Origin of the sequence: Parabacteroides faecis, assembly GCF_014647375.1 — a bacterium.
Taxonomy (GTDB): Bacteria; Bacteroidota; Bacteroidia; order Bacteroidales; family Tannerellaceae; genus Parabacteroides; species Parabacteroides faecis.
This window is the reverse complement of sequence record NZ_BMPB01000001.1, coordinates 618351-643407: the sequence shown is the minus strand read 5'-3', so window position 1 is coordinate 643407 and position 25057 is coordinate 618351. Positions and strand designations below refer to the sequence as shown.

Annotated in this window: 17 protein-coding genes and 1 pseudogene; 12 read left to right on the top strand and 6 right to left on the bottom strand. The window is 43.8% G+C overall.

The features are described from left to right. Positions 1-3 precede the first annotated feature (3 nt). A complete protein-coding gene (locus tag IEY67_RS02035) occupies positions 4-594 on the top strand; it encodes an RbsD/FucU domain-containing protein (RefSeq protein ID WP_183670136.1) in 591 nt (196 codons plus the stop codon). Positions 595-736: 142 nt separating this feature from the next. Continuing rightward, positions 737-4342, top strand: a complete 3606-nt coding sequence (locus IEY67_RS02030) for a glycosyl hydrolase (RefSeq protein WP_183670137.1) — start codon at positions 737-739, stop codon at positions 4340-4342. Between the two features lie 95 nt (positions 4343-4437). On the opposite strand, the gene gadC is transcribed toward IEY67_RS02030, so the two are convergent. Next, complete coding sequence (gene gadC / locus IEY67_RS02025; RefSeq protein WP_183670139.1) at positions 4438-5991, bottom strand: glutamine/gamma-aminobutyrate antiporter GadC; 1554 nt, start codon at positions 5989-5991, stop codon at positions 4438-4440. A gap of 199 nt (positions 5992-6190) precedes the next feature. On the opposite strand from gadC, the gene IEY67_RS02020 reads away from it, so the two are divergent. Further along, positions 6191-6955, top strand: coding sequence for a potassium channel family protein (locus IEY67_RS02020; protein ID WP_122374674.1), 765 nt, complete (start codon positions 6191-6193; stop codon positions 6953-6955). Positions 6956-7059: 104 nt separating this feature from the next. Here the strand turns inward: IEY67_RS02020 and IEY67_RS02015 are convergent, their stop codons facing one another. The 3 genes from IEY67_RS02015 to IEY67_RS02005 all read right to left on the bottom strand — a co-directional run bounded on the left by IEY67_RS02015 (position 7060) and on the right by IEY67_RS02005 (position 12859). After that, positions 7060-10521, bottom strand: coding sequence for a hypothetical protein (locus tag IEY67_RS02015; RefSeq protein ID WP_183670141.1), 3462 nt, complete (start codon positions 10519-10521; stop codon positions 7060-7062). 158 nt (positions 10522-10679) lie between these two features. Beyond that, positions 10680-11438: a DUF4469 domain-containing protein gene (locus IEY67_RS02010; protein WP_183670143.1), complete on the bottom strand. Its 759-nt coding sequence runs from the start codon at positions 11436-11438 to the stop codon at positions 10680-10682. A gap of 491 nt (positions 11439-11929) precedes the next feature. Further along, positions 11930-12859, bottom strand: a complete 930-nt coding sequence (locus IEY67_RS02005; RefSeq protein ID WP_183670145.1) for a tyrosine-type recombinase/integrase — start codon at positions 12857-12859, stop codon at positions 11930-11932. A 131-nt stretch (positions 12860-12990) separates the two neighbouring features. On the opposite strand from IEY67_RS02005, the pseudogene IEY67_RS02000 reads away from it, so the two are divergent. Then, positions 12991-13374: pseudogene (locus IEY67_RS02000) on the top strand (virulence RhuM family protein); the annotation flags it as partial. A 199-nt stretch (positions 13375-13573) separates the two neighbouring features. Here IEY67_RS02000 and glsA read toward each other — a convergent pair. Both glsA and gad read right to left on the bottom strand, forming a co-directional pair. After that, the gene (gene glsA, locus IEY67_RS01995) at positions 13574-14539 is read right to left on the bottom strand and encodes a glutaminase A (RefSeq protein WP_122355250.1); all 966 of its coding nucleotides are present in this window, start codon (positions 14537-14539) and stop codon (positions 13574-13576) included. 11 nt (positions 14540-14550) lie between these two features. Then, positions 14551-15990, bottom strand: coding sequence for a glutamate decarboxylase (gene gad, locus IEY67_RS01990; RefSeq protein WP_122355248.1), 1440 nt, complete (start codon positions 15988-15990; stop codon positions 14551-14553). Between the two features lie 414 nt (positions 15991-16404). Between gad and IEY67_RS01985 the strand changes: the two genes are divergently transcribed. The 8 genes from IEY67_RS01985 (at position 16405) to IEY67_RS01950 (ending at position 24806) form a co-directional block, all read left to right on the top strand. Continuing rightward, a complete protein-coding gene (locus IEY67_RS01985) occupies positions 16405-17634 on the top strand; it encodes an MFS transporter (protein WP_183670150.1) in 1230 nt (409 codons plus the stop codon). A 23-nt stretch (positions 17635-17657) separates the two neighbouring features. Then, positions 17658-18569 carry a DMT family transporter gene (locus IEY67_RS01980; RefSeq protein WP_183670152.1) on the top strand — a complete coding sequence of 304 codons (912 nt, stop codon included), beginning with the start codon at positions 17658-17660 and terminating at the stop codon, positions 18567-18569. A 158-nt stretch (positions 18570-18727) separates the two neighbouring features. After that, on the top strand, positions 18728-19177 hold the full coding sequence (locus tag IEY67_RS01975) for a DUF4252 domain-containing protein (RefSeq protein WP_183670154.1): 450 nt from the start codon (positions 18728-18730) through the stop codon (positions 19175-19177). After that, positions 19167-19679, top strand: coding sequence for a GFO_1088 family ECF-type sigma factor (locus IEY67_RS01970; protein ID WP_122355386.1), 513 nt, complete (start codon positions 19167-19169; stop codon positions 19677-19679). The genes IEY67_RS01975 and IEY67_RS01970 overlap by 11 nt, the downstream gene beginning before the upstream one ends. After that, positions 19669-20076 (top strand): hypothetical protein, encoded by a 408-nt coding sequence (locus IEY67_RS01965; RefSeq protein WP_122355240.1) that lies wholly within the window; start codon positions 19669-19671, stop codon positions 20074-20076. The genes IEY67_RS01970 and IEY67_RS01965 overlap by 11 nt, the downstream gene beginning before the upstream one ends. Positions 20077-20080: 4 nt before the next feature. Further along, the gene (locus tag IEY67_RS01960; protein ID WP_183670156.1) at positions 20081-20542 is read left to right on the top strand and encodes a DUF4252 domain-containing protein; all 462 of its coding nucleotides are present in this window, start codon (positions 20081-20083) and stop codon (positions 20540-20542) included. 112 nt (positions 20543-20654) lie between these two features. Further along, on the top strand, positions 20655-23444 hold the full coding sequence (locus IEY67_RS01955) for a glycoside hydrolase family 78 protein (RefSeq protein WP_183670158.1): 2790 nt from the start codon (positions 20655-20657) through the stop codon (positions 23442-23444). A gap of 108 nt (positions 23445-23552) precedes the next feature. Continuing rightward, positions 23553-24806, top strand: a complete 1254-nt coding sequence (locus tag IEY67_RS01950; protein WP_183670160.1) for an acyloxyacyl hydrolase — start codon at positions 23553-23555, stop codon at positions 24804-24806. Positions 24807-25057 lie beyond the last annotated feature (251 nt).

The window sequence follows — 25057 nt, the reverse complement described above, 5'->3', positions numbered from 1 at the left end:
ATTATGAATAAACGGATCATAATATACTGTTTATTGGCCAACTTGTTTCTAAGCTGCAGCATTCAAAAAGAGCCTGCAACAGAGCTACAGACTCAGTACTCCGCAAATTGGCAAACCGCCTTGCAGGAAAAACTTCCGCTGTTAGGCCACCGCAACTGGATAGTCATAACGGACATGGCTTACCCATTACAAGCCAAAGAAGGCATCACCACCTTGTATGCAGGCGAACCCTATACAGAGGTGCTAGGCACAGTAAAAAAGATGTTGGATAACTCTTCACATGTGTATGCCCATACTTACCAGGATAAAGAATTATCTTTTCTGGAAGAGGACATTTGTCCGGGAATAGCAAACCTGAAAGAGGAAATGAAAAAGGTATTATCACCATCTGAAATAATGCATATCGAACACGATAACCTGATTGGCCGCCTGGATAGTATCAGCAACCTATTCGAAGTGGTTATTATTAAAACAGGATTGACAAAGCCCTACACATCGACCTTTTTTGAGCTTGATTGCAAATACTGGGACAATCGCAGACAATCCATACTCAGCGGGCGGATAGCTGACGCAAAAAACGTCCCGCAACACTGATTATAGCAAGACAGGGAGATACCATAACATAGTATCTCTCTGTTTTTTAGATCAAAACACATAATAATAATATCATATTTGAAACATTCTTCTCCTGATTAGTTCCTATTTTTGTTTTATTATGGACATAAACTAATCACCCATGAAAAAGCTCCTTATCCTCACCTTATGCGTTCTGTCACAGATCCTGTCTGCCCAGACAAGACAGTTGGCTCCCGGTCATCCGGACCGTTCCGGTAAAACAGATTTGAAAAGCGGATTTGCAACACCTCCCAAAGGATATGGAGAAGTGCCCTTTTACTGGTGGATGGGAGATACACTGACCAAAGAACATCTTATTTATCATCTGGACCAGATGGCTGCCAAAAAAGTCACCAGCCTACAGGTCAATTATGCCCATTCGGATAAAGGAGGAGTCAGCTACGGTCTTACTTTTCCTTCCAAACCGGCCCTGTTCACGGAAGAATGGTGGGAGCTGTTCGGATGGTTCATGGATGAAGCGAAAAAAAGAAATATGACCGTCAGCCTCAGCGATTATACACTGGGAGTAGGCCAAGGTTCCTATGTCGACGATGCCTTGAAGGAAAATCCGGGACTAACAGGTGCCGAACTGAAATTCGAAAGCGACACCATCCGCGACAAATATGAAAAGGCCTGCCACGAACAATTACTTTCCCTCTATGCCTACCGGTTGGGAACGGATGGAAAGATCATTGAGAACTCCGGCATCGACCTGTCCAAAAAGGTCACAGGCAATAAAATAGAATGGCAGTCACCCGAAGGAGACTGGATCGTAACACAGGTATACAGTACTACTAAAACACCTTCACTCGATCCGATGCACCCTCTCTCAGGAAAAAGCTATGTCAAACATTTCTTCCAACGGTTTGAAGACCGTTTTCCGGAACAATCCAAAGGAGGACTCAACTTCTTCTTTTCCGATGAGTTGAACTTCAACCTGCATGGCTATATATGGAACGCAATCTTCCGGGACGAGTTCAAAAAACGGAAAGGGTACGATATTATGCCTTATCTTGCCGGCCTGTTCACAGATATCGGTAGTACCACTCCTAAAATACGGTTGGATTACAATGATGTCATGGTTTCGTTAAGCGAAGAAAACTTCTTTATACCGGTATATAAATGGCATGAAGACCGTAATCTGATCTACGGCTGCGATCACGGCGGACGGGGAAAAGATGTCAGCGAGTTCGGCGACTATTTCCGTACCCAGCGATGGAACCAGGCGCCCGGTTGCGATCAGCCGAATCTCGGAAAAGATATAATAAAGAACAAAGTAGCCTCTTCAATTGCCCATCTTTACCAACGTCCCAGAGTATGGTTGGAAGGTTTCCACAGTAGTAACTGGGACACCAATACAGCCAATCTGACCGATGCCACATTTGCTAACTTCGTGATGGGACAAAACTTACTGAGCCTGCATGGTTTCTACTACAGCACGATGGGAGGATGGTGGGAATGGGCACCTCCCTGCAACCACACCCACATGCCTTACTGGGAAGAGATGGGACCGTTCCTGGAATGTACCGAACGTCTTAGCTATATCCTTTCGCAGGGATATCACCGGGCAGATGTCGCTATCCTGTATCCGGTAGAAGCAGTCGTAGCCGGTTATGACAACACAGCAGTTCAGAAAGCATTCAGCCTGGGAGAATATCTGTATAAGGAAGGCATCGATTTCGACTTCATGGATTATGAATCGCTTGCCAAAGCCAGTATTAAAAACGGTAAGATCAATATCTCCGGTGAAGAATTCAGGGTATTGATCATCCCGTCCATGAAAGCGATTCGTCATTCTTCTCTGGAAAAGGCCCTCCGGTTCAAACAAAACGGGGGGATCGTCATCAACCTGGGAGAGCTGCCCGAAGCAACAGAGAAGAAAGGACTGAACGATCCCGAAGTCCGGTCGATACTCAACAAACTGTTCGGGCCGGATAGCAGGAATGCATTTATTGCTAACGAAAACAAAGAGGTCCTGGATATTATCGACACAAATCTTACCCGCGATTTCCGTATCCTGTCACAGCATCCGCAAAAAGATACACCCTATATCATGCACCGCAAACTGGGAAACAAAGACCTCTATGCCGTGTATAATGTGCCTTCGGGCAGCGAATGCTTTTTCCGTGCTACCGGAGGACTCGAACTATGGGACTCCTGGACAGGAAAAACAAAAGAAATCACTGCCTCAAAAGTAACACCGGAGGGAACCGTTATCCGGATGCCGCTGGAAAAGCAGGATCTTCATCTATTCGTCTTCGACCCGGCTAAAAAGGTAGTAATTGCAAATCCTGACCAGAAAAAAGTTGCCAACACCATTTTGCTGGACGGAGAATGGTCATTCGACCTCAAACCCTCCCTAAACAATAAGTTCGGTGATTTCCACTGGCCTGCTACGGATGAACTTCTGGGAGCCTATATCTATAAAGCCAGATACAACCAGGCTTCTTCCGAAACAAAAGACTGGCAATCTCCTTCTTTCGACGATTCGGAATGGAGAAACCAGACTTTCACTTACGGTACCAAGTTTATGATACTGGAAGCCGTACCCGAATTATCGGAGAAAGAGCTTCTCTCCCATCTTCCTTACCAGAGTAACAGGATAATCATCGACAATAAAGGATATTCCTGGAAACCTTATGACTTCTCATGGCGCTGGGGAGTTGAAAACGACTACGGGCATCAGGGATGGCACGGACTGAAAGCCACTGTGCACGACGAGTTTATCCGTATGGGCAAACTCGAAAAAGAATTCAGGGAAACAATTCGTGTAGAAGATCCCAGCGGGAATAAAAACTATTACCTCTATTCGAATGTCCTGGCACCCGAAGCCGGTAACTATCAACTGGTATTCGGAGAACTCAAGCCGGCTAAGGTTTATATAAACGGAAAAGCAAGCAATCCATCCGCTTCTACCGTTCCGCTCAATAAAGGGACCAACGAAATCGTCCTCCATTATGACACATTCGGAGTGACCTATTGTGTGATACGCAAAGCCGGAGATACCCCGCGCATAGTAAAAGAAACTATCGCAGAAAAGCCGCTTGCGATGAATTTCCGGGGAGACTTGTCACTATTGCCTTTCGACGTAAAGAGAACCGAAGAACCGACTTACGGACAATATCGTTTTACATCGGCTCCCGGCCTTCAAAAACTGGAGTTCTCGGCCTTCGGTGAAACAAAGGTATGGGCAAACGGTAGCCTGTGCGATCTGACCGTGAAAGAGAGACGTCCGGACGGCCTGACACGTTACGAGGCAACCGTAACCAACCCTTCCAGACGTATATCGACGATAGCCATATCGATAAAAGAGCCGTGGGGTAATGCCGGAGGTGCCGCTATCGACGGACCGATCAGGCAGACCTGCGGAGACGGATTGATATCTGCAGGAGACTGGACACAGATAGAAGGTCTTTCTACCTATTCCGGCGGTGCCTGGTACCGGAAAAATGTCCGCCTGGAAAAGCGTTCCGGCGATAAAATATACCTGAATCTGGGACAAATCATCTCTACAGCCGAAGTCTGGGTAAACAAACAAAAAGTCGGGTTAAAGCTAACGCCTCCCTGGCGTTTCGACATCACAGAATATGTAAAAGACGGAGACAACCGGATCGAAATACTGCTTTACAATACGGCAGCCAACTACTACCTGTCTGTCCCGACCATGTACCGGGGAAGTACGAAAGCCGGTTTACTGGGAACTGCTTCCATCGAAATAGTCCGTTAATCCGCACCCGCACTAAGTATAATAAAGGGGCGAGACCTTCCCAGGTTCCGCCCCTCTTCTCTTTAGTACGTAGAATAGAAATTACATAAGTATGATTACGTGGGTGTATTTGTTGTACTGGTTGTATTCTTTGTTGCGTTTGCGCTATTTGTATTGGCAGTCTGAGCAGTAGTTCCTGCTGCAGGAGCCTGTACTTTTGCTTCTTCCCAATGGAACGGTTCGAACTCTGAATTCGGATCGACCCAGGATGCTTTTTTAGAAGCATAGATAATAAACGGAGCAACTACGACAACAATAGCACCGATGATCAATACGGCAAACCAAACGGTATTGCTACCGACAGAAATCTGACTCGGTGGAATAAAGCTTAATATAAACGCCAGTAATGAACCACAGAAACCAAGACCGCCGATAAACCACATCAAACCGTTACCATGTTTACCGATACGGAACGGGCGATTGGCTTTTTTCATCCGGTAACGCAATGCGATTGCACCTGAGAACATCAGCAGGTACATAACCAGATAAAGGATCACGGTCAACTGCGACAGGATCTGATAGAAACTCTGTACGGAAGGCATTACAACGAACAATAAGCTCAGGAATGTAACAGCCAGTCCCTGTATCAACAGAATATTCTTCTGAACACCTATCTTGTTTGTTTTTTGGAAGAATGGAGGCAGATAACCGGCTTTACCAACAGTAAAGATACCTTTTGACGGACCGGCAACCCATGTCAATACACCTGCCAGCACACCGAATGCCAATGCGACCGCAATGATCGGAGATAACCAGGAAGCATGGATGAATTTGAAATAGTTATCGAAACCAACCAGCAAACTCTGTGTCAGGTTAATATCCTTTTCCGGGATGATGATACCCAGTGAGAAAGTACCCAGAACGAAAATGATCACAGTGATCAGCGCACCGATAAATACAGCTTTCGGATAGTTCTTGGATGGATTTTCCACATCTTTCACGTGAATACCACCCATTTCCATACCGGCATAAAACAAGAAGATACTGGAAGCAAGCACCAGGTTATCGAATTTAGAGAAATCCGGGAAGAAATCACCGTGGAAGTCCATGTTCGAATGACCGCCCATAGACAGGTAAACAACTCCTAGAATAATCAGCAAGGCAGCCGGAAGGATCGTCCCGACAATACCGCCTACTTTAGCAACTTTACCTACCCAGCTCAATCCTTTCAGTGAAATAAAGGTAGCCAGCCAGTAAATGATCAACACTACAACCAGTGTATACATTTTGTTTGAAGCCAGAGTCATGTCGTGTGCATCGTTCATTCCGATAAAGGCGATGGAAACGGCACCGAAAGTCAATACGGTAGGATACCAGATCGTACTTTCAATCCATTGTACCCAGATAGCAAGGAAACCCCACTTCTTTCCGTAGGCTTCCCCTACCCATCGAAAAACCCCACCTTGTTTGTCCTGGAACATAGCAGCCAGCTCGGCAGCCACCAACGATGTCGGTATCAAAAAGACAATTGCCGCAAAGAGATAATAAAAGGCTGAACTTAATCCGTATACAGCCTCGGCTGGTAGTCCGCGGAGAGACACTACCGCCGTAACATTCATAATTGCAAGAGTAAAAACTCCAAGTTTTACTGCTTTTCCTACATTTGCCATGAATTTACTGTTTAAATGTGAATTTTGTTTTGTTTAGTTTCGCTTTAAATATGTCAGTAAAACAAATCGGTATTGTGTTAGTTTGTCAACAAGATGTCAAACTAGGTTAATTAACAGAATAGTGTTAAAAACAAAATCAGTCTTTCTACTGTTAGATAGCCTAAAATATTTCTATCTAAACGCCTAAATATTAAACGCAATGAAGTCTGCTTTCAGTGATATTATTTATGAGAAAAGAGGAATATACGGAGTATTGCATGTTGTCATTTTGTTACTTTCGCTATTCCTTATTGTTGTAATTTCAATCGATACATTCAAGAATATTCCCTTTATGACGCAGGGGTCATATCTGAAAATACAATTCTGGATATGTATGTTCTTCATTGCCGATTTCGTTTTAGAGTTTTTCTTATCAAAACGTAAATTATATTATCTGCAGAGCCATTTTATCTTCCTGATCGTATCCATTCCTTATCTGAATATTATTAATTATTACGGGATCGAGTTCTCTCCGGAGATCACCTATTTCCTGCGTTTCATTCCGCTGGCACGTAGCGGCTATGCGCTGGCTATCGTGGTGGGCTGGCTGTCATCGAACAAAGCTTCGGGTTTGTTCGTCTCTTATCTGACCATGCTGCTGGCAACGGTTTATTTCTCCAGCCTGATATTCTTCGTGATCGAGCACAAGGTAAACCCGCAGGTAACCGGCTACGACGACGCCCTCTGGTGGGCTTTTATGGACGTGACGACAGTCGGTTCGAATATATATGCCGTCACCCCGACAGGAAGGATATTATCGGTCCTGCTGGCTGCATTGGGGATGATGATGTTCCCTATCTTTACCGTTTATGTAACCAGCCTGGTACAGAATGCGAATAAAAAAAAGAATGAATTATATAATGGAGACAATACACCGCAACCGAAACAACAGACGGTATCAAAGCCTGCAGAAGGAGAAAAATAACATGCCAGGAAACTACTTTCTCCGATCGCTGACGTTCGATATAAAAAGCAGGCATGGACTTCTTTTATCTTATGAAACCCATGCCTGTTTAATACTTTACTTTACTATTTTATTACAATCTTCTGACTGAATCCCTCAAAGAAAATAATATATGCCCCTTTGACAGGAATATCTATTTCAGTGTAGGTTCCATTCAGCAGGCTTGTCTTAACGATACTTCCTCCGAATGAAGTTATATATAAAGGTATATTTTTCATCTCCTGATGCTTGATGCAGAGTTTATGATCCCTTATTACTATTTCTACCCGGTCGGAATGAATATCTTCATTTCCGACAGAAGTATTGACAGTTACAGTTATAGTCTTATTTTCATATACATTGTAAATAGTATATACAGAATTTATAGGTATCAATAATTCTCCATTGGCTATCACCTGTAACTGGTTGGCTTTATACTTACTCTCCAGTCGGAATCTGAAATCATTTCCGGCCAGTACCCTTTCCGGATTATAACCCGTTTCAACCACCATTTTTACATCTTCTCTCGGTTTTACGAATGTTATATTAAATACTTCAGATATAGTAATCTCTATAATTTTATTCGAACGAATGTTTGATATGGTATATATACCCCAAATGTCAGGAGAAAGAAGAATACCGTCAACCCGTACCAGTATCTCCCAACCTTTATGTAAGGCATCTGTTACAATATGGAACTTAAAATCATCCCCTGGATTCACTGTATTCTTATCATAGCCGGATTCCGGAACTAACGTTGCTCCTTCATCTGCATTCCAAATAATATTGAACACTCCTTCAATGACTGGTGGTGTTACCTCTATTCTCACAACCAAGTTGGCATGTACATTTACAATAGTATATACCGATCCGCCGGCAGGAGTTATAAGCGTATTATTGACAAACACCTTTACAATATACTGTTCATACCCAGCTTTCGGTTTGATACTAAATTTAAAATCAGCACCTTCCAGTATAAGTGAAGCGTCATATCCGTCAACAGCTTTAATATCAAAACCGGTTTGAGAAGGAAGAGTTACCGTATATCCTATTTTATTTTCCAACGTTATTGTCAATACTATATCTGCCTGAATGTTGGTAAGTGTATAGACCCCATTCGCATCGGGAGTTATCACGATAGAACCTTGCTTTACAATTACTTTTTTATTGGAAGGAAAGACGATTGTAAACTTGAAATCAGCACCTTTTACGATAGAAGTTGCATTATATCCGCTTTCCGGTTTGACTGTTACACCGGAGGGTATATTCCAGGTTACTTTATAATTCGTACTTTGTATTTTTACTACCAAAATTTGATTGTTACTCCAGATAAACTGCCAGTTTTCCGTTATACAAACAAACTTATTTAAATACGATTCAGAAAGAACAAAACCACTTCCTCCTTTAACTACGACAGTGGATGATTCACCGTCGGTTAATATCTGCAATAGATATTTAGGAACACTCGTCATCGTTATCGCGGCACTTCCGGAAAGATAGACTCCGGTATCTATCTTCACTGTTCCTGACAGGTAAAACAGGCCAAAAGAACTCACCTGGCCGTGAATTGTACCATTGGTTAAATAGAGTATACCGCTACTCGATATGCATCCGGTAATAATCCCCTCATTTTTCAACGTACTTCCTGCTTCTATATAAATCAAATTCAAGTCTTTGGAGTTACTGCTGATAGTAGCTGTCGAACGAATTACCAGTGTTCCATTGCTGCCTACTGTAATGAATTTACCGGAACTGCTCCATCCGGCAGAGAGTGAAATATTATCCAGAATAAGTCCGCCTTTCTTGATGTTTATCTTAGCAGAACTGTTAGAAGATACCAGACTTCCTCCATTGAAGGTTATATATTTACCATCGATGGTAAGAGGCTTTGTCAATGTCACATTCTTGATGGGTATGATCGTTGGGGCAGATTCAGAACCTGGGGATGCAGCATCAAGGGCTTTTTGCAGTTCATCTTCTGTCTCTATTACAGAGGGTGTCTCTCCACCTGTCTTTTCATAAAGGATCTGATTGTTTTTCCACACCAATTTATATTCGGTATCAATGCATTCAAACATGGAAAGATAGTTTTCCGTCAGAATGAAACCACCTGTACCGCTGGCTATAACATTGGAAGATTGGTTTAATATCGCCATTTTCAACTTGTAAAGAGGGGCACTCATCAAAATAATTTCACATGAGACACCACCACTTATCTGCACGTTTCCACTCAACTTGACCGGTACTTTGCTAAATATAGTAGTAGCACTTCCACTGTTAAAGGTTAATGAAGCATTCATATTGGAAATAATACCCTTTATTGTACCCTGATTTATTACTATGGATCCGGACTGGGATCCTACATTGATAGCACCTTCCAAAGCCCGTTCGCCGTCAATGATTGAATTATTGATAATCAATTGTCCCCCTCTGTCGAGATATACAGGTGAACCATTTGATGATCCTTTTCGAGTTATATTTATTTGATTCAAATTAAGTCCTCCTCCTTTCAGGGTAATCCAGGAATTACTGCTGTTTCCTATAATGCTCCCTCCTGTCAATGTAATATATTTACCATCAATAGTGACACCTTTCGTAATTTCCACATTTCCAATAGATATAGAGGTGGGAGAGCCTGTGCTTCCTACCGGAGCCGCATCTATTTTCTTCTGTAGTTCGTCTTCGCTGTTCACAGTGGAAGACTGTTCGGTACATATAATATTGCCATCTTTTAGATCAAAAGACCAATTATTTTGATAATCCTTGAATTTAGCAACATCGTCAGTTGTCAAAGTGTATCCATCCGTAGCTGTCACAGCAATGGCACCTTCTTTTGCCAATATTCTCCAAACAGGAATTACATTTTCCAAAGCAGAAGAAAGCATCAGATGATACTCTCCATTCAGTCTAAAGTAAGATGTAATCTTGGCTGAACCTCCTATTGTAGCATTGCCTTCGGTACAAACAGAACGGATGGTACCACCAGTCATTGTGAACTGCCCTCCTTTAGCAACATAGACTTGCCCCATGTTATAATCATAACAGCCACCTATTTCTCCTCCTGTCATAACAAAAGAAGAACTTCCGTCTACCATAACACCTCCGGCTGTTACTTTGCTCGTTATATCATTATTAGTTATTACTGTTCCTGCTTTAACTGTTAGTTCTGAACTTCGTAAACTAATGAGAGGACCTACCGTATTCTTATTTTTTTCGTTGCCATCTACAACAACAGACTCTAACGTCAAATAACTATCCATCACATGCACAAATGTTCCGGGAGAATAAAAGTTATATCTTAAAAGTGTACCATTCTTTAGAGTAATATTCCTACCTCCGGTAATTTCCAGCATATCGGCTTGTTGGTAAGTTTTTCCTTCTAAATCAATAACTTTCGTCCCTTTAGCCGGAACATCATTAATCAATTGTTGTAACTCGCTCACAGTAGTTTGAGCCTTAGCAGGCAGCGATATTAAAATACCTCCCAAAAACACCAGCCAAATCAGAGAGGTGGTTAGTTTAGATTGGCTTGTATTAATCTTTTTCATGTGCAAATAGGTAAATATTAGAATTTAAGTACTTTATTTCATTTAACATATTTTAGGCGCATAACCTAACCAACGTTGGTTAGAAGTCTTAACTGCCTCCGGTTAGACAGTGTCTCTGCCATTGGTTAATCGGTCTAACCAACGTTGATCGGATAGTATTACTCGATTTCAGGACGGTCTCCTCCTCCACCACTCGGTTTGTTACCCACATAAAGCAATACCGGGAAGGTATAAGTGCGCGGTTCTTTTACGAGCTTGTTACCCGCAGCCGATTGGGTAATGATGCTCAACGTGTATTCGCCGTCTTCAAGAGCAGGCATCATAACAGTCAGTTCCGAAGGATTGTTATGGATCAGCAATGAACATTTCTGTGCCGTACCACCGGTTTTTGTAAAGAAAACACCTATACCCGCATCGTCACCGGCCACTTTGATATTGGACCCACTGATAACAGCAGGGGCAGCAGAAGTGAGTTGGGTATTCATTTCACCGGTTGTAGAGTCAATAATCGAGTTGATGACCGGGCCAGTGACAGCCGTACGAGTATCTATCTCCACATTTTTCAATGTGTCACGCAGTAGTTTGCCGGGGACATAACTGGCGGTGAGTATGTTTTTAGCAGGGTCGAAAGCAGCTTTTTCACCTTCAAAGGAACCGGTAATAGTAGCCATGTACTGGCCTACACCGTCAACAACACTTTTACCTTCGGCAATAGCAGTTACCTTTTCCTGATCACTCATACCCAGGATATACTCGATTGTATCCAGACGTAATTCAGAACCTCTTGCCAGGATGCGTTCGGCAATCTGATGGTTTCGTACTGTTCCTGTAATACGGGGCTTCGCTGTGTAATCGCCTTTTCGCTCCGTGACGGCGTTGTCGTAAAGATCGGCAGTCAAAATAATTTTTTCAGCCATAATAATAAATGATTGAGCCTGCTGGTTGGACAAGGCGTTACCTATGGATCTGTAACCTTATTTGTGAAATAAGGTATCAGTTTATCTTACGATTATCATATACAGAGAGTAACTTCCTCCCCTCTTGAGAGGGGATAGGGGGTGTGTAAATTGCTGTACAAAAGCACGAACTACATAGATTGACGCGGATATTTAACTGTTTTATCTGTGATTTTCTATCTGGATAGTCTTTATTTAGAGTATTAACACACCCACTGCCCCCTCTCAAGAAAGGAAAAGATACCCTCCGCCTTACTATGCCCATAACTCATGAAAAACGTATGAATTTCATCTTTTAATCTAAATCATCCCCTACCCACCTAATAATAAGCAGATATGTTTGTCTTTGTCTAAATAAAATTCCTATATTTGCCCTGTTCCCACATTAGTATAAACTTTGTTTTTCACAGCTTGTATAAAACGGGGCAAAATACCTTATTTCACAAATAAGGTTACGCCCTCACTCCTATCAGGACATCCAATCCTTTTGTAATAACCTCATTTGCCGAATTGAGTCTTGATTGATCGAGAGCTGCCAGATAGTGGCGCGTCGTTCTCTCGGAAGTATGCCCGAGTGCCTGGCTGATGACGGCCACCGGGGTATCATTTCGCAGAGCCTCTGTCGCCCAGGTATGCCGGAAAACATACGAGGTAAGGTAAACCGGGATAGAGAGACGACTCCCTATCTCCACCAGACAACCGTTATAGCGGTGCAGCGCTTGTTTATAAACCTCGTGTAATCGTTCACCGTCTGCCTCTTCCAGCAATACAGGAAAAAGATAACGGTTACCAGTCAACGCATATTTGTCGAGCAGCCGCCGCATACCGGGAGTGATACCGACACGTACCAGGACATTCGTCTTACACCGGTTATATACCAACTCATCACCGACGATATTGTCGTGTGTAAGATGAGCCAGGTCGACAAACGGCATACCACAGGCAAGAAAGGAGAAAAGCGCGAAATCCCTGGCAGCCTGTAACTCCGGCTCGACTGAGAGATCCATCCGGGCGATCTCTTCCATTGCCTGGATACGAAGGGCCCGTTTGGCTGTTTCCTCCTGCCGCAGGTTGAGATGTGCGAAAGGCGAGAGACGATTGACAGGGACCAATTCTTCACGAACTGCAGTATGATAGATAGCCCGGAAACTGCTGAGATAGCTGTTTACCGAGTTCGTTTTCAGATGCCCCAGCGCCAGGAGCCAGTCACAAAAACGGTCTATCATACCAGGGGTAATGTCGTCGAACGACAGATCGGCAGTTCCGCAGAACCGCAGCAACCAGTTGGAAGAAGCACGGTAAAGGTCGGCAGTTGAATATTTGCCAGCCTTGCGTTTACGTTTCACCAATGTATCGACATAGGTGAAGAAGGTTGTTGTCATAAGCATAATAATAAATATATACTTGCATAATAATGTCAAGAAGCAATTATTAAAATATGAATCAATTTATATTGTATACCAATTAATTTTAATACTTTTGTTTCCATATTAACAATCAAAACAGATTAATTATGGAAAGCAAAGATGAAATCATCATTTATCAATCCCAATCCGCTTTACGGTTAGAAGTCAGACTACAGAATGAAACAGTCTGGTTGACACAGGCTCAGATTGCCGAATTGTTCGGCACCAAACGACAAGCAATAACAAAGCATCTACAGAACATTTTCAACAGTGGTGAACTGGATAAAAATTCAGTTAGTTCCAAAGTGGAACTAACTGCTCAAGATGGAAAGAATTATGTAACCAAGATTTATAATCTGGATGCAATTATTTCCGTTGGTTACAGAGTCAACTCCAAGAATGCAACCGCATTTCGCCAGTGGGCTACCCAAGTACTTCGAAGTTATTTATTGAAAGGATATTCCATTAACCAGAGAATGGATCGTATGGAAGTTTCCTAATTATCGATGAAAAAGAACTTTATCATATAGGTGCTTCATTAAAGGATTTAGGTAAAAAATGGTTTGCTTTCTCCCGACTACAATTAGATATAAAAGATATACTGAATCATTTATAGTATCAACAAAACAAGCCTCCCGCCCTATGAATAAGGGACAAAGAGGCTTGCCAATTAAGAGAATAAACTGTTTGTTATTCAGTTATTGTAACCCGGTCGCCGTTAAAAATAGACAGACCCAGTTTATTCATTATATACTTGATAGCCAATTGTGCTTTTACAGAGTTACCTGCACTGTCAATTGGAGGGGCAAAAGCAGCTATACCGAACAGGCCGGGCATCACGCCCATTACACCACCACCTACACCTGTCTTTGCAGGGATGCCGGAAGTGTACAACCAGTCACCTGTATGTTCGTAGAAACCTACGGTAGCGATCAGGGAAGTGATCTTCGGTGACAAGGATGCCTCGAATATTTGCTTTTTGGATACCGGATTCAGACCGTCGTTGGCAATCGTGGCACCGCAGATAGATAATTGAGCGGCTGTGATTCCCAATGAACACTGACGGGTATACAGGTCGAGCGACATATCCGGATCGTCATAGATACGGTTGTAGTTCTTCAGCAACCAGGCAATCGAGCGGTTGTTGAAATTGGTAGCCGATTCCGATTTATACAGTTCGTCGATCAGTTGAGGCGCGCTGCCGCAAAGATCGGTGATATTGGAGACGATCGCCTCCCATTTTTTATTGGAATCACCTACCGGCTGTACCATACTACAAGCAGTGATCGCACCGGCATTCACCAGCGGAGTAGACGGATGATCCTTTTCCAGCAGGATAGCCATGATAGAGTTGAACGGCAGTCCGGTTGCATCGGCCCCGATCATTTGAAGAAGTTTCTGTGCCCCGTACTGGCGCAAAGCCAACACAGCGGTATGTACCTTCGACACAGATTCGATACCGAAGCGGTATTCGGAATCGCCCAGCTGGATGATACTTCCGTCCAACAGACAGATGCTGATACCGAACAGGTTCTTATCTATATTAGCCAGATAAGGGATATAATCGGCATTCTTTCCATCCGTGTTGCTTTTGTACATCTCATAGGCCTCCTGAGCTGCTTCCTTTATTTGCGAAACGGAAATCTTTTTATCCATATTCAAACAGCTTACTTAGTTGATTTTGGAATACCTGTGTGAGTGAATACAGAACCTTTTACTTTCTGGTTTCTGTCCTGTGCGATACGGGTCGGCGTCGGATATTCCAGTTTTTCCAGATCAACGATCGCGTTGTTGATATCACCCAGTAATTGGTCTGCCATGTCGCGGCTGAATCCCTGACGGACAACGATACGCATAACAACCCAGTTTTCAAGGTTTTCAGGCAATGTATATGCCGGAACCATCCATCCGCTCTGTTTCAGTTTATCCTGCAAATCGTATAATGTCCATTTGGCCGATTTAGCATATTCCGGTTTCAGATACCAGATAAACAAAGGGTTTACCACTTCTTTGCTGTAGTTCTGGAACGGAGCCATCTTGCCGATCTCAGCATGCAGGTAATCGGCTACAGCCATACTGTTCTGCTGCACTTCCTTGTAACCCTGGAATCCGAGACGGATGAACTGATAGTATTGTCCCAGGATCTGAGCTGCAGGACGAGAGAAGTTCAAACCGACCTGAGTGATGTTTGCACCTAAATAATTTACACTGAAAGACATGGAACCCGGCAGGTATTTCTTGTCTTTCCATACTACCCAGCCTAAACCCGGATATACCAATCCGAACTTATGTCCGGAAGTACTGATGGAAAGTACCCATTTCAGGCGGAAGTCCCATTTAACCTCCGGTTTCAGGAATGGCAGGATGAAACCACCGGAAGCTGCATCCACATGGATAGGAATATCGTAGCCTGTCTTTGCATTATAGGCATCGAGGGCAGCGTCCAAAGCTTCCACATCATCGTTCAGACCTGTCCATGTAACACCCTGGATAGGAACGATACAGATTGTATTTTCGTCACACATCTTCAGGGCATCCTGCGGGTCGAGAGTAATATGTTCCTGTGTCAAAGGTACCTGGCGCATTTCGATCTGCCACAACTGAGCAAACTTTTCCCATACAACCTGGAAACCGGCAGAGATAACGAAGTTAGGTTTGTCGACCGGTTTACCCTGGGCCAATCTTCTTTCACGCCAACGCAACCAGGCGGCAACACCACCCAACATACATGCTTCGGAAGAACCGATCGCCAATGCACCGGCTTTCCATTGCGCCTGTTCGGGGCTGTTCCACAGGTTGGCCATGATATTGATACATTTCGCATTCATCACAGCGATACGCGGATACTCAGTTTCGTCGATATAGTTGATGTTGATTGCTTCGTTCATCAACTTCGTTGCATAATCATCCATCCAGGTAGTAACGAATGTAGCCAGGTTCAGACGGGGTTGTGTCTGAGCGAAAGTTTCGTCTTTTACCATCTGATAGGCAATTTCCGGAGTAGTAGGACCATCGGGGATTACATCTACCGGAGCCGGATGCAACATCGCATTAGAGCCAAAAATCGCGGTTTTGGCATCACCTTCTCTAAAACTTGAATCTTTCATGTCTTTTTGTTTTTAATTATTTAAGAATTGGCGCAACCGACATTCGTGCGTCGATTTGTAGTGCAAAAACAGCCTCCAACGGCAATTGTTCTCCGTTTTTGGTTAAACATGCAATATTTAATTACTTTTGGCTTGATCCAAAAGTAAACAAAAGATCAAGGCTGCACCTGCCTCGCTACTCCGCATCCTACGTTCGCTGTCGTCTGCGAAACTCGCTTCGCTCAAACAACGCAGCCTCCGGGCGCTCACCCCGGCTGCTGCGCTTAACGCTCGCCCGCTGAGGCCTTTCCAAGGAAGCTTTGCTTCCTCTAAGGATTGCCGATACCGATAGTTTTTTTAGTAACGGAAATAACCTTTCAAATGAACATTCAGTCATAAGAATTGTTTTCTGTCTTATAAAACAGCTATTTAAGTATGAGAATACAGACAGGACAGGGGACGATTCCCCTCATCACATTAATTGGTATATGGTCGATCTCGGCACTGAACGCGCTGCCAGGACTGGCCGTTTCTCCTATCCTGGGAAAGCTTTCGGCGATATTTCCGCATTCGACGGAACTGGATATACAGATGTTGTCGTCGTTGCCTTCCCTGCTGATCATACCGTTCATTATCCTGTCCGGAAAACTGACTGAAAAGATCAATAATATCTGGTTATTACAGATCGGGTTAAGCATCTTTGCCGTAAGCGGTGTCCTGTACCTGCTCTCGACCAAAATGTGGCAACTGATCGCTGTCAGCGCATTGCTTGGAATCGGTTCAGGACTGATCGTTCCCCTTTCTACCGGGCTTATTTCACGATTCTTTATCGGTACATACCGGACAAAGCAATTCGGCCTGAGTTCTGCGATCACCAACGTGACACTGGTGCTGGCAACCGTACTGACCGGTTATCTGGCGGAGATCAACTGGCATTTGCCGTTCCTGGTTTATCTCTTTCCACTTATTTCGATCGTCTTGTCGTTCTACCTGAAAAAGAATATCAGTCCCCTACCCGCTTCCGCAACTGTTTCAACCAAAGAAAAAGGAAAAGAAAGCGATCCTGCATTCGGAAAATTCGGTATACAGGTCAGACACCTCGTACAGATCATGGGATTTTACGGGCTGGCGACTTACCTCGTCATCATTGTCAGTTTCAACCTGCCTTTCCTGATGAAAGAATATCATTTTACCAGTGGTAATTCGGGTATCATGATCTCGCTGTTTTTCCTGGCGATCATGGCTCCGGGGTTCGTACTAAACCAGATCGTAGATTTACTGGGTAAGAAAACGAAATTCTATTGCCTACTCTCGATTGCGCTGGGGATGCTCCTGATCCTGATTTCAAGGACAGAATGGCTGATCGGTTTAGGCTGTGTCTTTACCGGGCTTGCCTATGGCATTATCCAGCCGATCGCTTACGACAAGACAACCCGCACGGCTATCCCGGAAAAAGTAACGCTGGCACTGGCTTTCGTGATGGCGATGAATTATCTGGCGATCCTGTTATGCCCGTTCATTATAAATGTATTTAAAGATATGCTCCATATAGAAACACAACAGTTTGCCTTCATATTCAATATGACCATTGCCCTGGCAGCGGCTGTTTGGGCTTATATCAAACAGGATTCATTCCTGTTCAACGATAGTTTCAAAAGTAATTAAAGGTGCATATAAACGCTAAGCTTATGAAGAATAAAAAGACAGAAGCCAACCTAAGTATGATCGTATCGAAAACCTTCAGCGGTCTGAATGCGAACGCGCTCAGATATCTGCTTCCTTTATGGATCGCACCGCTGACAGGCGTCATGTTCCGATGTGTATTCGGAGCCCTTATGTTCTGGATTATCAGTATATTCTGGAAACAGGACAAGACAACGCTGCGTGAAAAGGTTACCTTGTTCCTTCTGGGAGCGATCGGACTGTTCGGCTTCATGTTCTTCTACCTGATAGGAGTCAGCAAAACAACGCCGGTATCCAGTTCACTGTTCAGCAGTCTGCAACCGATCTGGGTATTCATCCTGTCCGTTATCTTCCTGAAAGAACGGATCACAGCAATGAAAATCATCGGTATTACCATCGGATTAGGTGGTGCCCTGCTCTGTATCCTGACACAGAAAAGCGACGACCTGGCCTCGGATGCTTTTACCGGCAACATGCTCTGCATGCTCAGTTCCATTGCATACGCCGCCTATTTAATCATAAGCAATGTCGTGCTGGGTAGGGTCAGTTCACTCAATATGCTACGTTACAGTTTCCTCGGAGCTGCTTTCTCTTCACTGGCCGTCATGGCTGTTACCGGCTTCGACGCCCATCTATTCAGCCATTTTGAATGGACTCCTTTCCTCGTCCTGATGTTTGTCCTCATCTTCCCCACGACGATCAGCTACCTGCTGATCCCTATCGGACTGAAATATCTAAGTACGACACTGGTTGCCCTGTATGGCTACCTGATACTGATCGTTGCCACCATCGTCTCCCTTTCCATCGGCCAGGACCGTTTCAGCTGGTTCCAGATGATCGCCATCCTCCTGATTTGTTCGAGCGTCTATTTTGTTGAAATAGCGGAAAGTAAAGACAAAGCCACCGCTTCAAAATAATTGGCATATTGGCACATTACCCCATTGGCATATTATTTTTTTCTCTTTCTTTGTAACAACTTATCCGTTGCTCCCGTCTCCCTTATGAAGCTCTTCCAAAGCGCGCAAAAGGAAGGCGGAAATAAACCGGATTAGTAATCATTTAATACAATAGAAAGATGAAACGATACTTTGTTATCCTGGCACTGATCTTGATCTGCCAGGCAGGAAATAGCCAGACTATGAACGACCTGTTCAAAGAATTCTCTAAAATAGAACAGATCAATCATGTCAAGATAGGTAATATCACCATGAAACTTGCCAGTATATTCACCGAAACCATGGGAGTGAACGGCATTGAAGTGATCGAATTCAGTGACTGTAGAAACGAGATAAAAGAACGTTTTGTCAAAGCGATCAAAGAACTGAAAGACCCGGGCTTCGAAACAATGCTTACCTCCAATGAGAAAGGCAGCCGCACGAAAGTAATGGTCCGCATTGAAAAAGATATGATCCGCGAACTGGTAGTTCTCACGACAGGTAGCAGGAATGCCCTGGTCCGCATCAAAGGCAAGATCAAACCGTCCGACGTAAATAAAGTGATGATAGATCATGGGAATGGATGCTGAGAGCTTTAAACGAAAGTTCCTCTCCTTCCATCCCAAGCTTTTCCGGATTGCTTACGCACTTGTCGAAAACAAAGCGGACGCCGAAGATATCCTGCAGGATGCTTACTTCAAGTTATGGAATAAAAGGGATGATTTGCCCGATATAGCAAACCCCGAAGCCTTCTGTGTCACGCTGGTTAAAAACCTCTGCCTCGACTTCCTCCGGTCGCCTCGTGCCACCCGGCGGGAAGAAGAAATAGGAGAAGTCATTACGCTGGCAACCGATGCTTCTCCTGAAAAAGAACTGGAAACAAAGGATAAGGAACAGAAAATCCGGCAACTGATCGACCGGCTGCCTGAAAATCAGCGACAAGTCATCCGCCTTCGGGGAATAGACGATTGCTCGATGGACGAGATAGAACAGATCACCGGCCTGAATGCCGTAAACATACGCGTGTTACTCTCCCGGGCACGCAAAGTAATCCGGGAACAATTTGATAAAATATACGAATATGAACGATAAACAGATAGATGAATTAATCAACAAAGTCCTCCGGGAGGACCAGACGTTGCCGGAAGGACTTTCCGAACGGTTGGAGCAGCAGATCGACAGTTGGGCTGCCGCTGAAAAGAAAGAGACGGTCCGTTCATCTTTTCACCGCCGTTCATTGTACTGGCTTAGCGGAGCCGTCGCAGCTATCCTGTTGCTTTGTGTCGGTATCTTCGGACTGACAGACCTGAATACAGGCAAACAACAGTTGGCCGATACCTATACCAATCCGCAGGAAGCCGCCATAGCCGCCCAGAAAGCACTTGCTTTTATGTCTTCCAACCTGAACAAGGGAATCGACCAGATAAACGATGCCCAACAGGAAATAAATAAAGTAAACCGTATTCTGAATAAACATTTAAATGACTGATAAGATGAAAACTAAAAATATATTACTCCTTCTCTTTCTATGCTGCACAAGCATCTGTTTTGCACAAAACAAACTGTTCGACAAATATTCCGAAATGGATAATGTCACCTCCGTTTTTATCTCGAAAGCCATGTTCCAGATGATGCCTAATTTTGAAACGAACGGCCTCAACCTGATGAACCTGAAAGGAAAAATAGAAGGTCTGCAAATCCTTACGACCGAGAACAACAATATAAAAGAGACTATGCGCAACGACTTCAAAAACCTGATCGGTAAGGATCATGAAGAACTGATGAAAGTAAAAGACGGTAAGACACGTGCTACTTTCTATGTAAAACAAAAGGGAGACCTGATCAGCGAACTGATCATGCTCGCCGATACAGACAAAAGTTTTAATGTGATCCGGTTATCAGGCAACTTTACTTTGCAGGATATTCAGGAGATCACGAAGGAAATGAATAAGTAAAAGGCAGGAGGTGTCATTTTCCTAAGTCATAAAATCATTTTTAATACTTTCTTTTACTTATAAATGAGCATCTTTGTACAGCTTGGATCGTAACACTTTAATTCTGTACAAAATGAAAAAGACAAGGTCATTCCGTCTCTCCATATTGTTTACCTTTCTCTCATTGGCAATGTTTGCCAAAGGTTCTTTCTCTGTCCATCACTTAACATGCGAGCAGGAAACGAATCCTTTGGGAATAGAAAAACTTCAACCCCGTTTCGGTTGGCAGATCAATGCGGAGGAAAGAAACTTTGAGCAATCCGCCTGGCAAATCTTAGTAGCCGACACTCCGGAAGCTCTCAACTCCGACAACGGCACTGTCTGGAACAGCCAGAAGGTAAATAGTCCGGCCTCTATCCTGGTTCCTTTTGAAGGGAACGGGATAAAAGCCGGACATACTTATTTCTGGAAAGTAAGGATATGGGATAAACAAGGGAATGTATCTCCCTGGAGTTCCGTCAATCGGTTCCATATCGGATTACTTTCGGAAAAAGATTGGAGTAATGCCAAATGGATCGCTTTAGAAAAAGATAAAAAAGATGAGATTATCACTACCGGCATCCATACTCCGCTGGCAAACAACGTTCTCGGTGATAAGAAAACGGGAATGTATCGCCTGCCCCAATTCAGAAAAGAGTTCATGGTCGGCAAACAGTTAAAACGTGCTGTCGCCTATGTTTCCGGACTCGGTCATTTCGACCTGTTCCTGAACGGAAATAAGGTAGGAGATCATTTCCTCGATCCGGGTTGGACCAAGTATGATAAATGTGCTCTTTACGCATCTTTCGATATTACCGGACAGTTACAGCAAGGCAATAACGCGGTAGGGATTATGCTGGGTAACGGCTTTTTCAATATTCCGAGAGAACGGTATTACAAAATGCTCACTTCCTACGGAGCACCTAAATTTATTATGAAGATACAACTGGAATATACCGACGGCTGTGTACAAAATATAGTCTCCGGCACAGATTGGAAAGTAACCGAAAGTCCTATTACCTTCAGCAGTATTTACGGCGGAGAAGATTACGATGCCACCAAAGAACAGGAAGGATGGTCATCACCCGGCTTCAACGATAAAAACTGGAACAAAGCCATCGATTCCAACTGGAAAACAACATTATTATCCCAACGTATCCCTCCGTTAAAAGTTCGCGATCATATCCCGACAGTCCGTATCCTCCGGACAGAAAAAGGAGGCTGGGTGTATGACCTGGGACAAAACTTTTCCGGCATTCTCAGGCTGACAGTCCAAGCAAACGGTAAACAGCCGGTCAGACTCTATCCGGCAGAATTACTGAATCCTGATAACAGTATCAATCAAAGTGCCTCCGGCGATCCTTTTTATTTCACTTATACCCCCAAAGGCAATCAAACGGAATCATGGCAACCACAATTCACTTATTACGGTTTTCGCTATGTACAAATTGAAGGGGCTGTTCCAAGCGGAGAACCGAATCCGGAAAGACTGCCTGAAATAGTGAATATCACCGGACTCCATACCTGCAACTCTGCAGAGGAAACGGGGTCATTCAGTTGTTCCAATGAAATGTTCAACAAAATATATAACCTGATCGACTGGTCTGTCCGCAGCAACATGGCAAGTGTCCTGACGGATTGTCCCCACCGGGAAAAACTAGGCTGGCTGGAAGTGGCACACCTGATGCAATACTCTATCCAATACCGGTACAATATGGCCCGTTTCTATGAGAAAGTGATGAACGATATGCGTTCGACACAAGCAAAGAACGGGCAGATCGCCACCACAGCCCCCGAACTGGTGGAGTTTGAAGGAGGTTTCAAAGACACACCTGAATGGGGAAGTGCTTTTATTATCTCTCCCTGGTATGTCTACCAATGGTACGGGGATAAACAACTCATCGAAAAGAATTACCCCGACATGCAGCGTTATCTGGATTACCTGCTATCGAAAGCCGATAACTATATCATTTCCTACGGTCTGGGAGACTGGTACGACATCGGTCCGAATCATCCCGGCGAATCACAGCTGACTTCCAACGGAGTAACAGCGACTGCTATTTTCTACTATAATACGACAATCATGCAAAAGATAGCATCGTTATTGAATAAACCGGCTGATGCCGACAAATATGCCGGACAGGCAGCCCGGATCAAAAAAGCATTCAACGATACCTTCTGGAACAGATCGAATCATAAATACGATCGCAACAGCCAGGCTGCCAATGCTATCGCTTTATATACCGGATTGGTCGAACCGGAGAACAAAGAGCAGGTATTCAAGAATCTGATCGCTGATATCCGTGACAGGAACAATGCCCTGACAGCAGGTGATGTCGGATATCGGTATGTGCTTCGCGCACTGGAAGAGAATGATGCATCCGATGTTATTTACGATATGAATTGTAAATACGACGTTCCCGGCTATGGCTGGCAACTCGCACATGGCGCTACTTCCCTGACAGAATCATGGCAGGCATACGGATTTGTTTCCAATAATCATTGTATGCTGGGACACCTGATGGAATGGCTTTTCAGTGGACTTGGCGGCATACAGCAGGAAAAAGAGTCGGTAGCTTTCAGGAATATCGTTATCAAACCGGAGCCGGTAGGCGATATCCGCTATGCCAATACATCCTACGAATCTCCCTACGGACTGATCCGGTCGGACTGGAAAGACAATGAGGATACATTCGAACTACGAGTCGAGATACCGGCAAACAGCCAGGCTTCAGTCTGTCTCCCCGCCAGTACTATCGAGCAAATATCGGAAAGCGGAATACCCTTGAAAACACGACAGGGAATGAAGTTCAGCCCTCTTACAAACGGACGGATCAAAATAGAAATAGGATCAGGAATCTATAACTTTATGGTACAAAAGTAAAAATGAAGCAATTATAAGCCATAGTAAACGCTCTAAAATGTTATATTTGCGAGATATTAGGTATTTGACCCTGATTATCTATCAAATAACAAACGAGTAGAGAAACGTATGAAAAGTGGAACAGAGAGGTTGAATGTACTGATTATCCTGATTGCAATGTGCTTTCTATCCGGCATTGCATTCGCTGATGAAGGGATACATAAAAACGTACCGGAGGATATGACAGATTCCATATCCTACTCGCGTCATTTGATTCATCGAATAGGTATCGATGTCAGACCTACCTATATTTTCCCTACCAACTCTTTCCTGAGAGGAGATAATATGGATATGGAACCGATTCGGAAATCCGTCTCCGCCCATTTGAAATACTCTTTCCAATACTATCCGAACAGCTATACGGACCGGATTTACAGAGGCTCTTACCAAGGTCTCGGGTTGTCCATGTATTCGTTTGAAGATAAAGAAGAGATAGGAAATCCTTTTGCCATTTACCTGTTCCAGGGAGCCCGGATCGCCCGGATCAATCCGCGTTTATCGCTCAACTATGAATGGAACTTCGGGGTATCTTTCGGCTGGAAGCCTTATGATGAATACGATAACCGATACAACAAAGTGATCGGATCGAAAATCAATGCATATATCAATACGAACTTCTATCTGAACTATATCCTCTCAAAAGAACTGGACCTGACGGCGGGAGTCGATCTAACACACTTCTCGAATGGAAATACCCGGTTTCCGAATGCCGGACTGAATACGATCGGACTGAAAGTAGGATTGGTATATAACTTCAATCGAAATGGAGATTTATTTTCCAAGTCGTTCTTCCAGCCTCCTGTCCCCCGCTTTCCCCGTCATATCAGTTATGATGTCGTTCTGTTCGGTTCCTGGAGGCGAAAAGGTGTTTATGTAGGAGAAGGACAGATTGCCGCACCGGGAGCTTTTGCGGTAGCAGGGTTCAATATCAATCCGATGTATAATTTCGGATATAACTTCCGTGCCGGTGTATCCGTGGACGGCGTTTATGACGAGAGTGCCAATATCTATGCCGACCCGTCATCGTCTTCGACCGAACAGTTTTACCGGCCGCCACTCAGTTACCAGCTGGCACTGGGACTTTCTGCCCGTGCCGAATACGTAATGCCTTATTTTACAGTCGGAATAGGTTTAGGAGGAAATGTAATACACCGGGGAGGTGACCTGAAAGGTTTATATCAGGTCCTGGCTCTTAAAATAGAAGTTACCCGCAGCTCATTTATCCATATCGGATATAATCTGCAAAACTTCCATACTCCCAATTACTTAATGCTAGGTATCGGATACCGGTTCCATAACAAGTATCCGACATTCCATCGGTAAAAAATAATTTGTCACATTCCTGGAGGTAGATTTAGATAGTTCATTGTATCTACAACATCTACAATCTCATCCCGAACATTTTATAAATAAGCATCTTATATAATGGTTGAAGATAGTATATTATCTACAATTATTATTCGTTATCTACCACTTTATGTATCACTTTTGCCTTTCCCTTTCGAAGGGGAAAGGGACGAATAAAAAGTTTCTACAGGGAGAAAATATAGTTTCCTATAGGATAAACTTTTGTT

Coding starts and splice junctions, on each gene's coding strand:
- IEY67_RS02035 (WP_183670136.1), top strand. CDS start 4: ATGAATAAACGGATCATAATATACTGTTTATTGGCCAACTTGTTTCTA.
- IEY67_RS02030 (WP_183670137.1), top strand. CDS start 737: ATGAAAAAGCTCCTTATCCTCACCTTATGCGTTCTGTCACAGATCCTG.
- gadC (WP_183670139.1), bottom strand. CDS start 5,991: ATGGCAAATGTAGGAAAAGCAGTAAAACTTGGAGTTTTTACTCTTGCA.
- IEY67_RS02020 (WP_122374674.1), top strand. CDS start 6,191: ATGAAGTCTGCTTTCAGTGATATTATTTATGAGAAAAGAGGAATATAC.
- IEY67_RS02015 (WP_183670141.1), bottom strand. CDS start 10,521: ATGAAAAAGATTAATACAAGCCAATCTAAACTAACCACCTCTCTGATT.
- IEY67_RS02010 (WP_183670143.1), bottom strand. CDS start 11,438: ATGGCTGAAAAAATTATTTTGACTGCCGATCTTTACGACAACGCCGTC.
- IEY67_RS02005 (WP_183670145.1), bottom strand. CDS start 12,859: ATGACAACAACCTTCTTCACCTATGTCGATACATTGGTGAAACGTAAA.
- glsA (WP_122355250.1), bottom strand. CDS start 14,539: ATGGATAAAAAGATTTCCGTTTCGCAAATAAAGGAAGCAGCTCAGGAG.
- gad (WP_122355248.1), bottom strand. CDS start 15,990: ATGAAAGATTCAAGTTTTAGAGAAGGTGATGCCAAAACCGCGATTTTT.
- IEY67_RS01985 (WP_183670150.1), top strand. CDS start 16,405: ATGAGAATACAGACAGGACAGGGGACGATTCCCCTCATCACATTAATT.
- IEY67_RS01980 (WP_183670152.1), top strand. CDS start 17,658: ATGAAGAATAAAAAGACAGAAGCCAACCTAAGTATGATCGTATCGAAA.
- IEY67_RS01975 (WP_183670154.1), top strand. CDS start 18,728: ATGAAACGATACTTTGTTATCCTGGCACTGATCTTGATCTGCCAGGCA.
- IEY67_RS01970 (WP_122355386.1), top strand. CDS start 19,167: ATGGATGCTGAGAGCTTTAAACGAAAGTTCCTCTCCTTCCATCCCAAG.
- IEY67_RS01965 (WP_122355240.1), top strand. CDS start 19,669: ATGAACGATAAACAGATAGATGAATTAATCAACAAAGTCCTCCGGGAG.
- IEY67_RS01960 (WP_183670156.1), top strand. CDS start 20,081: ATGAAAACTAAAAATATATTACTCCTTCTCTTTCTATGCTGCACAAGC.
- IEY67_RS01955 (WP_183670158.1), top strand. CDS start 20,655: ATGAAAAAGACAAGGTCATTCCGTCTCTCCATATTGTTTACCTTTCTC.
- IEY67_RS01950 (WP_183670160.1), top strand. CDS start 23,553: ATGAAAAGTGGAACAGAGAGGTTGAATGTACTGATTATCCTGATTGCA.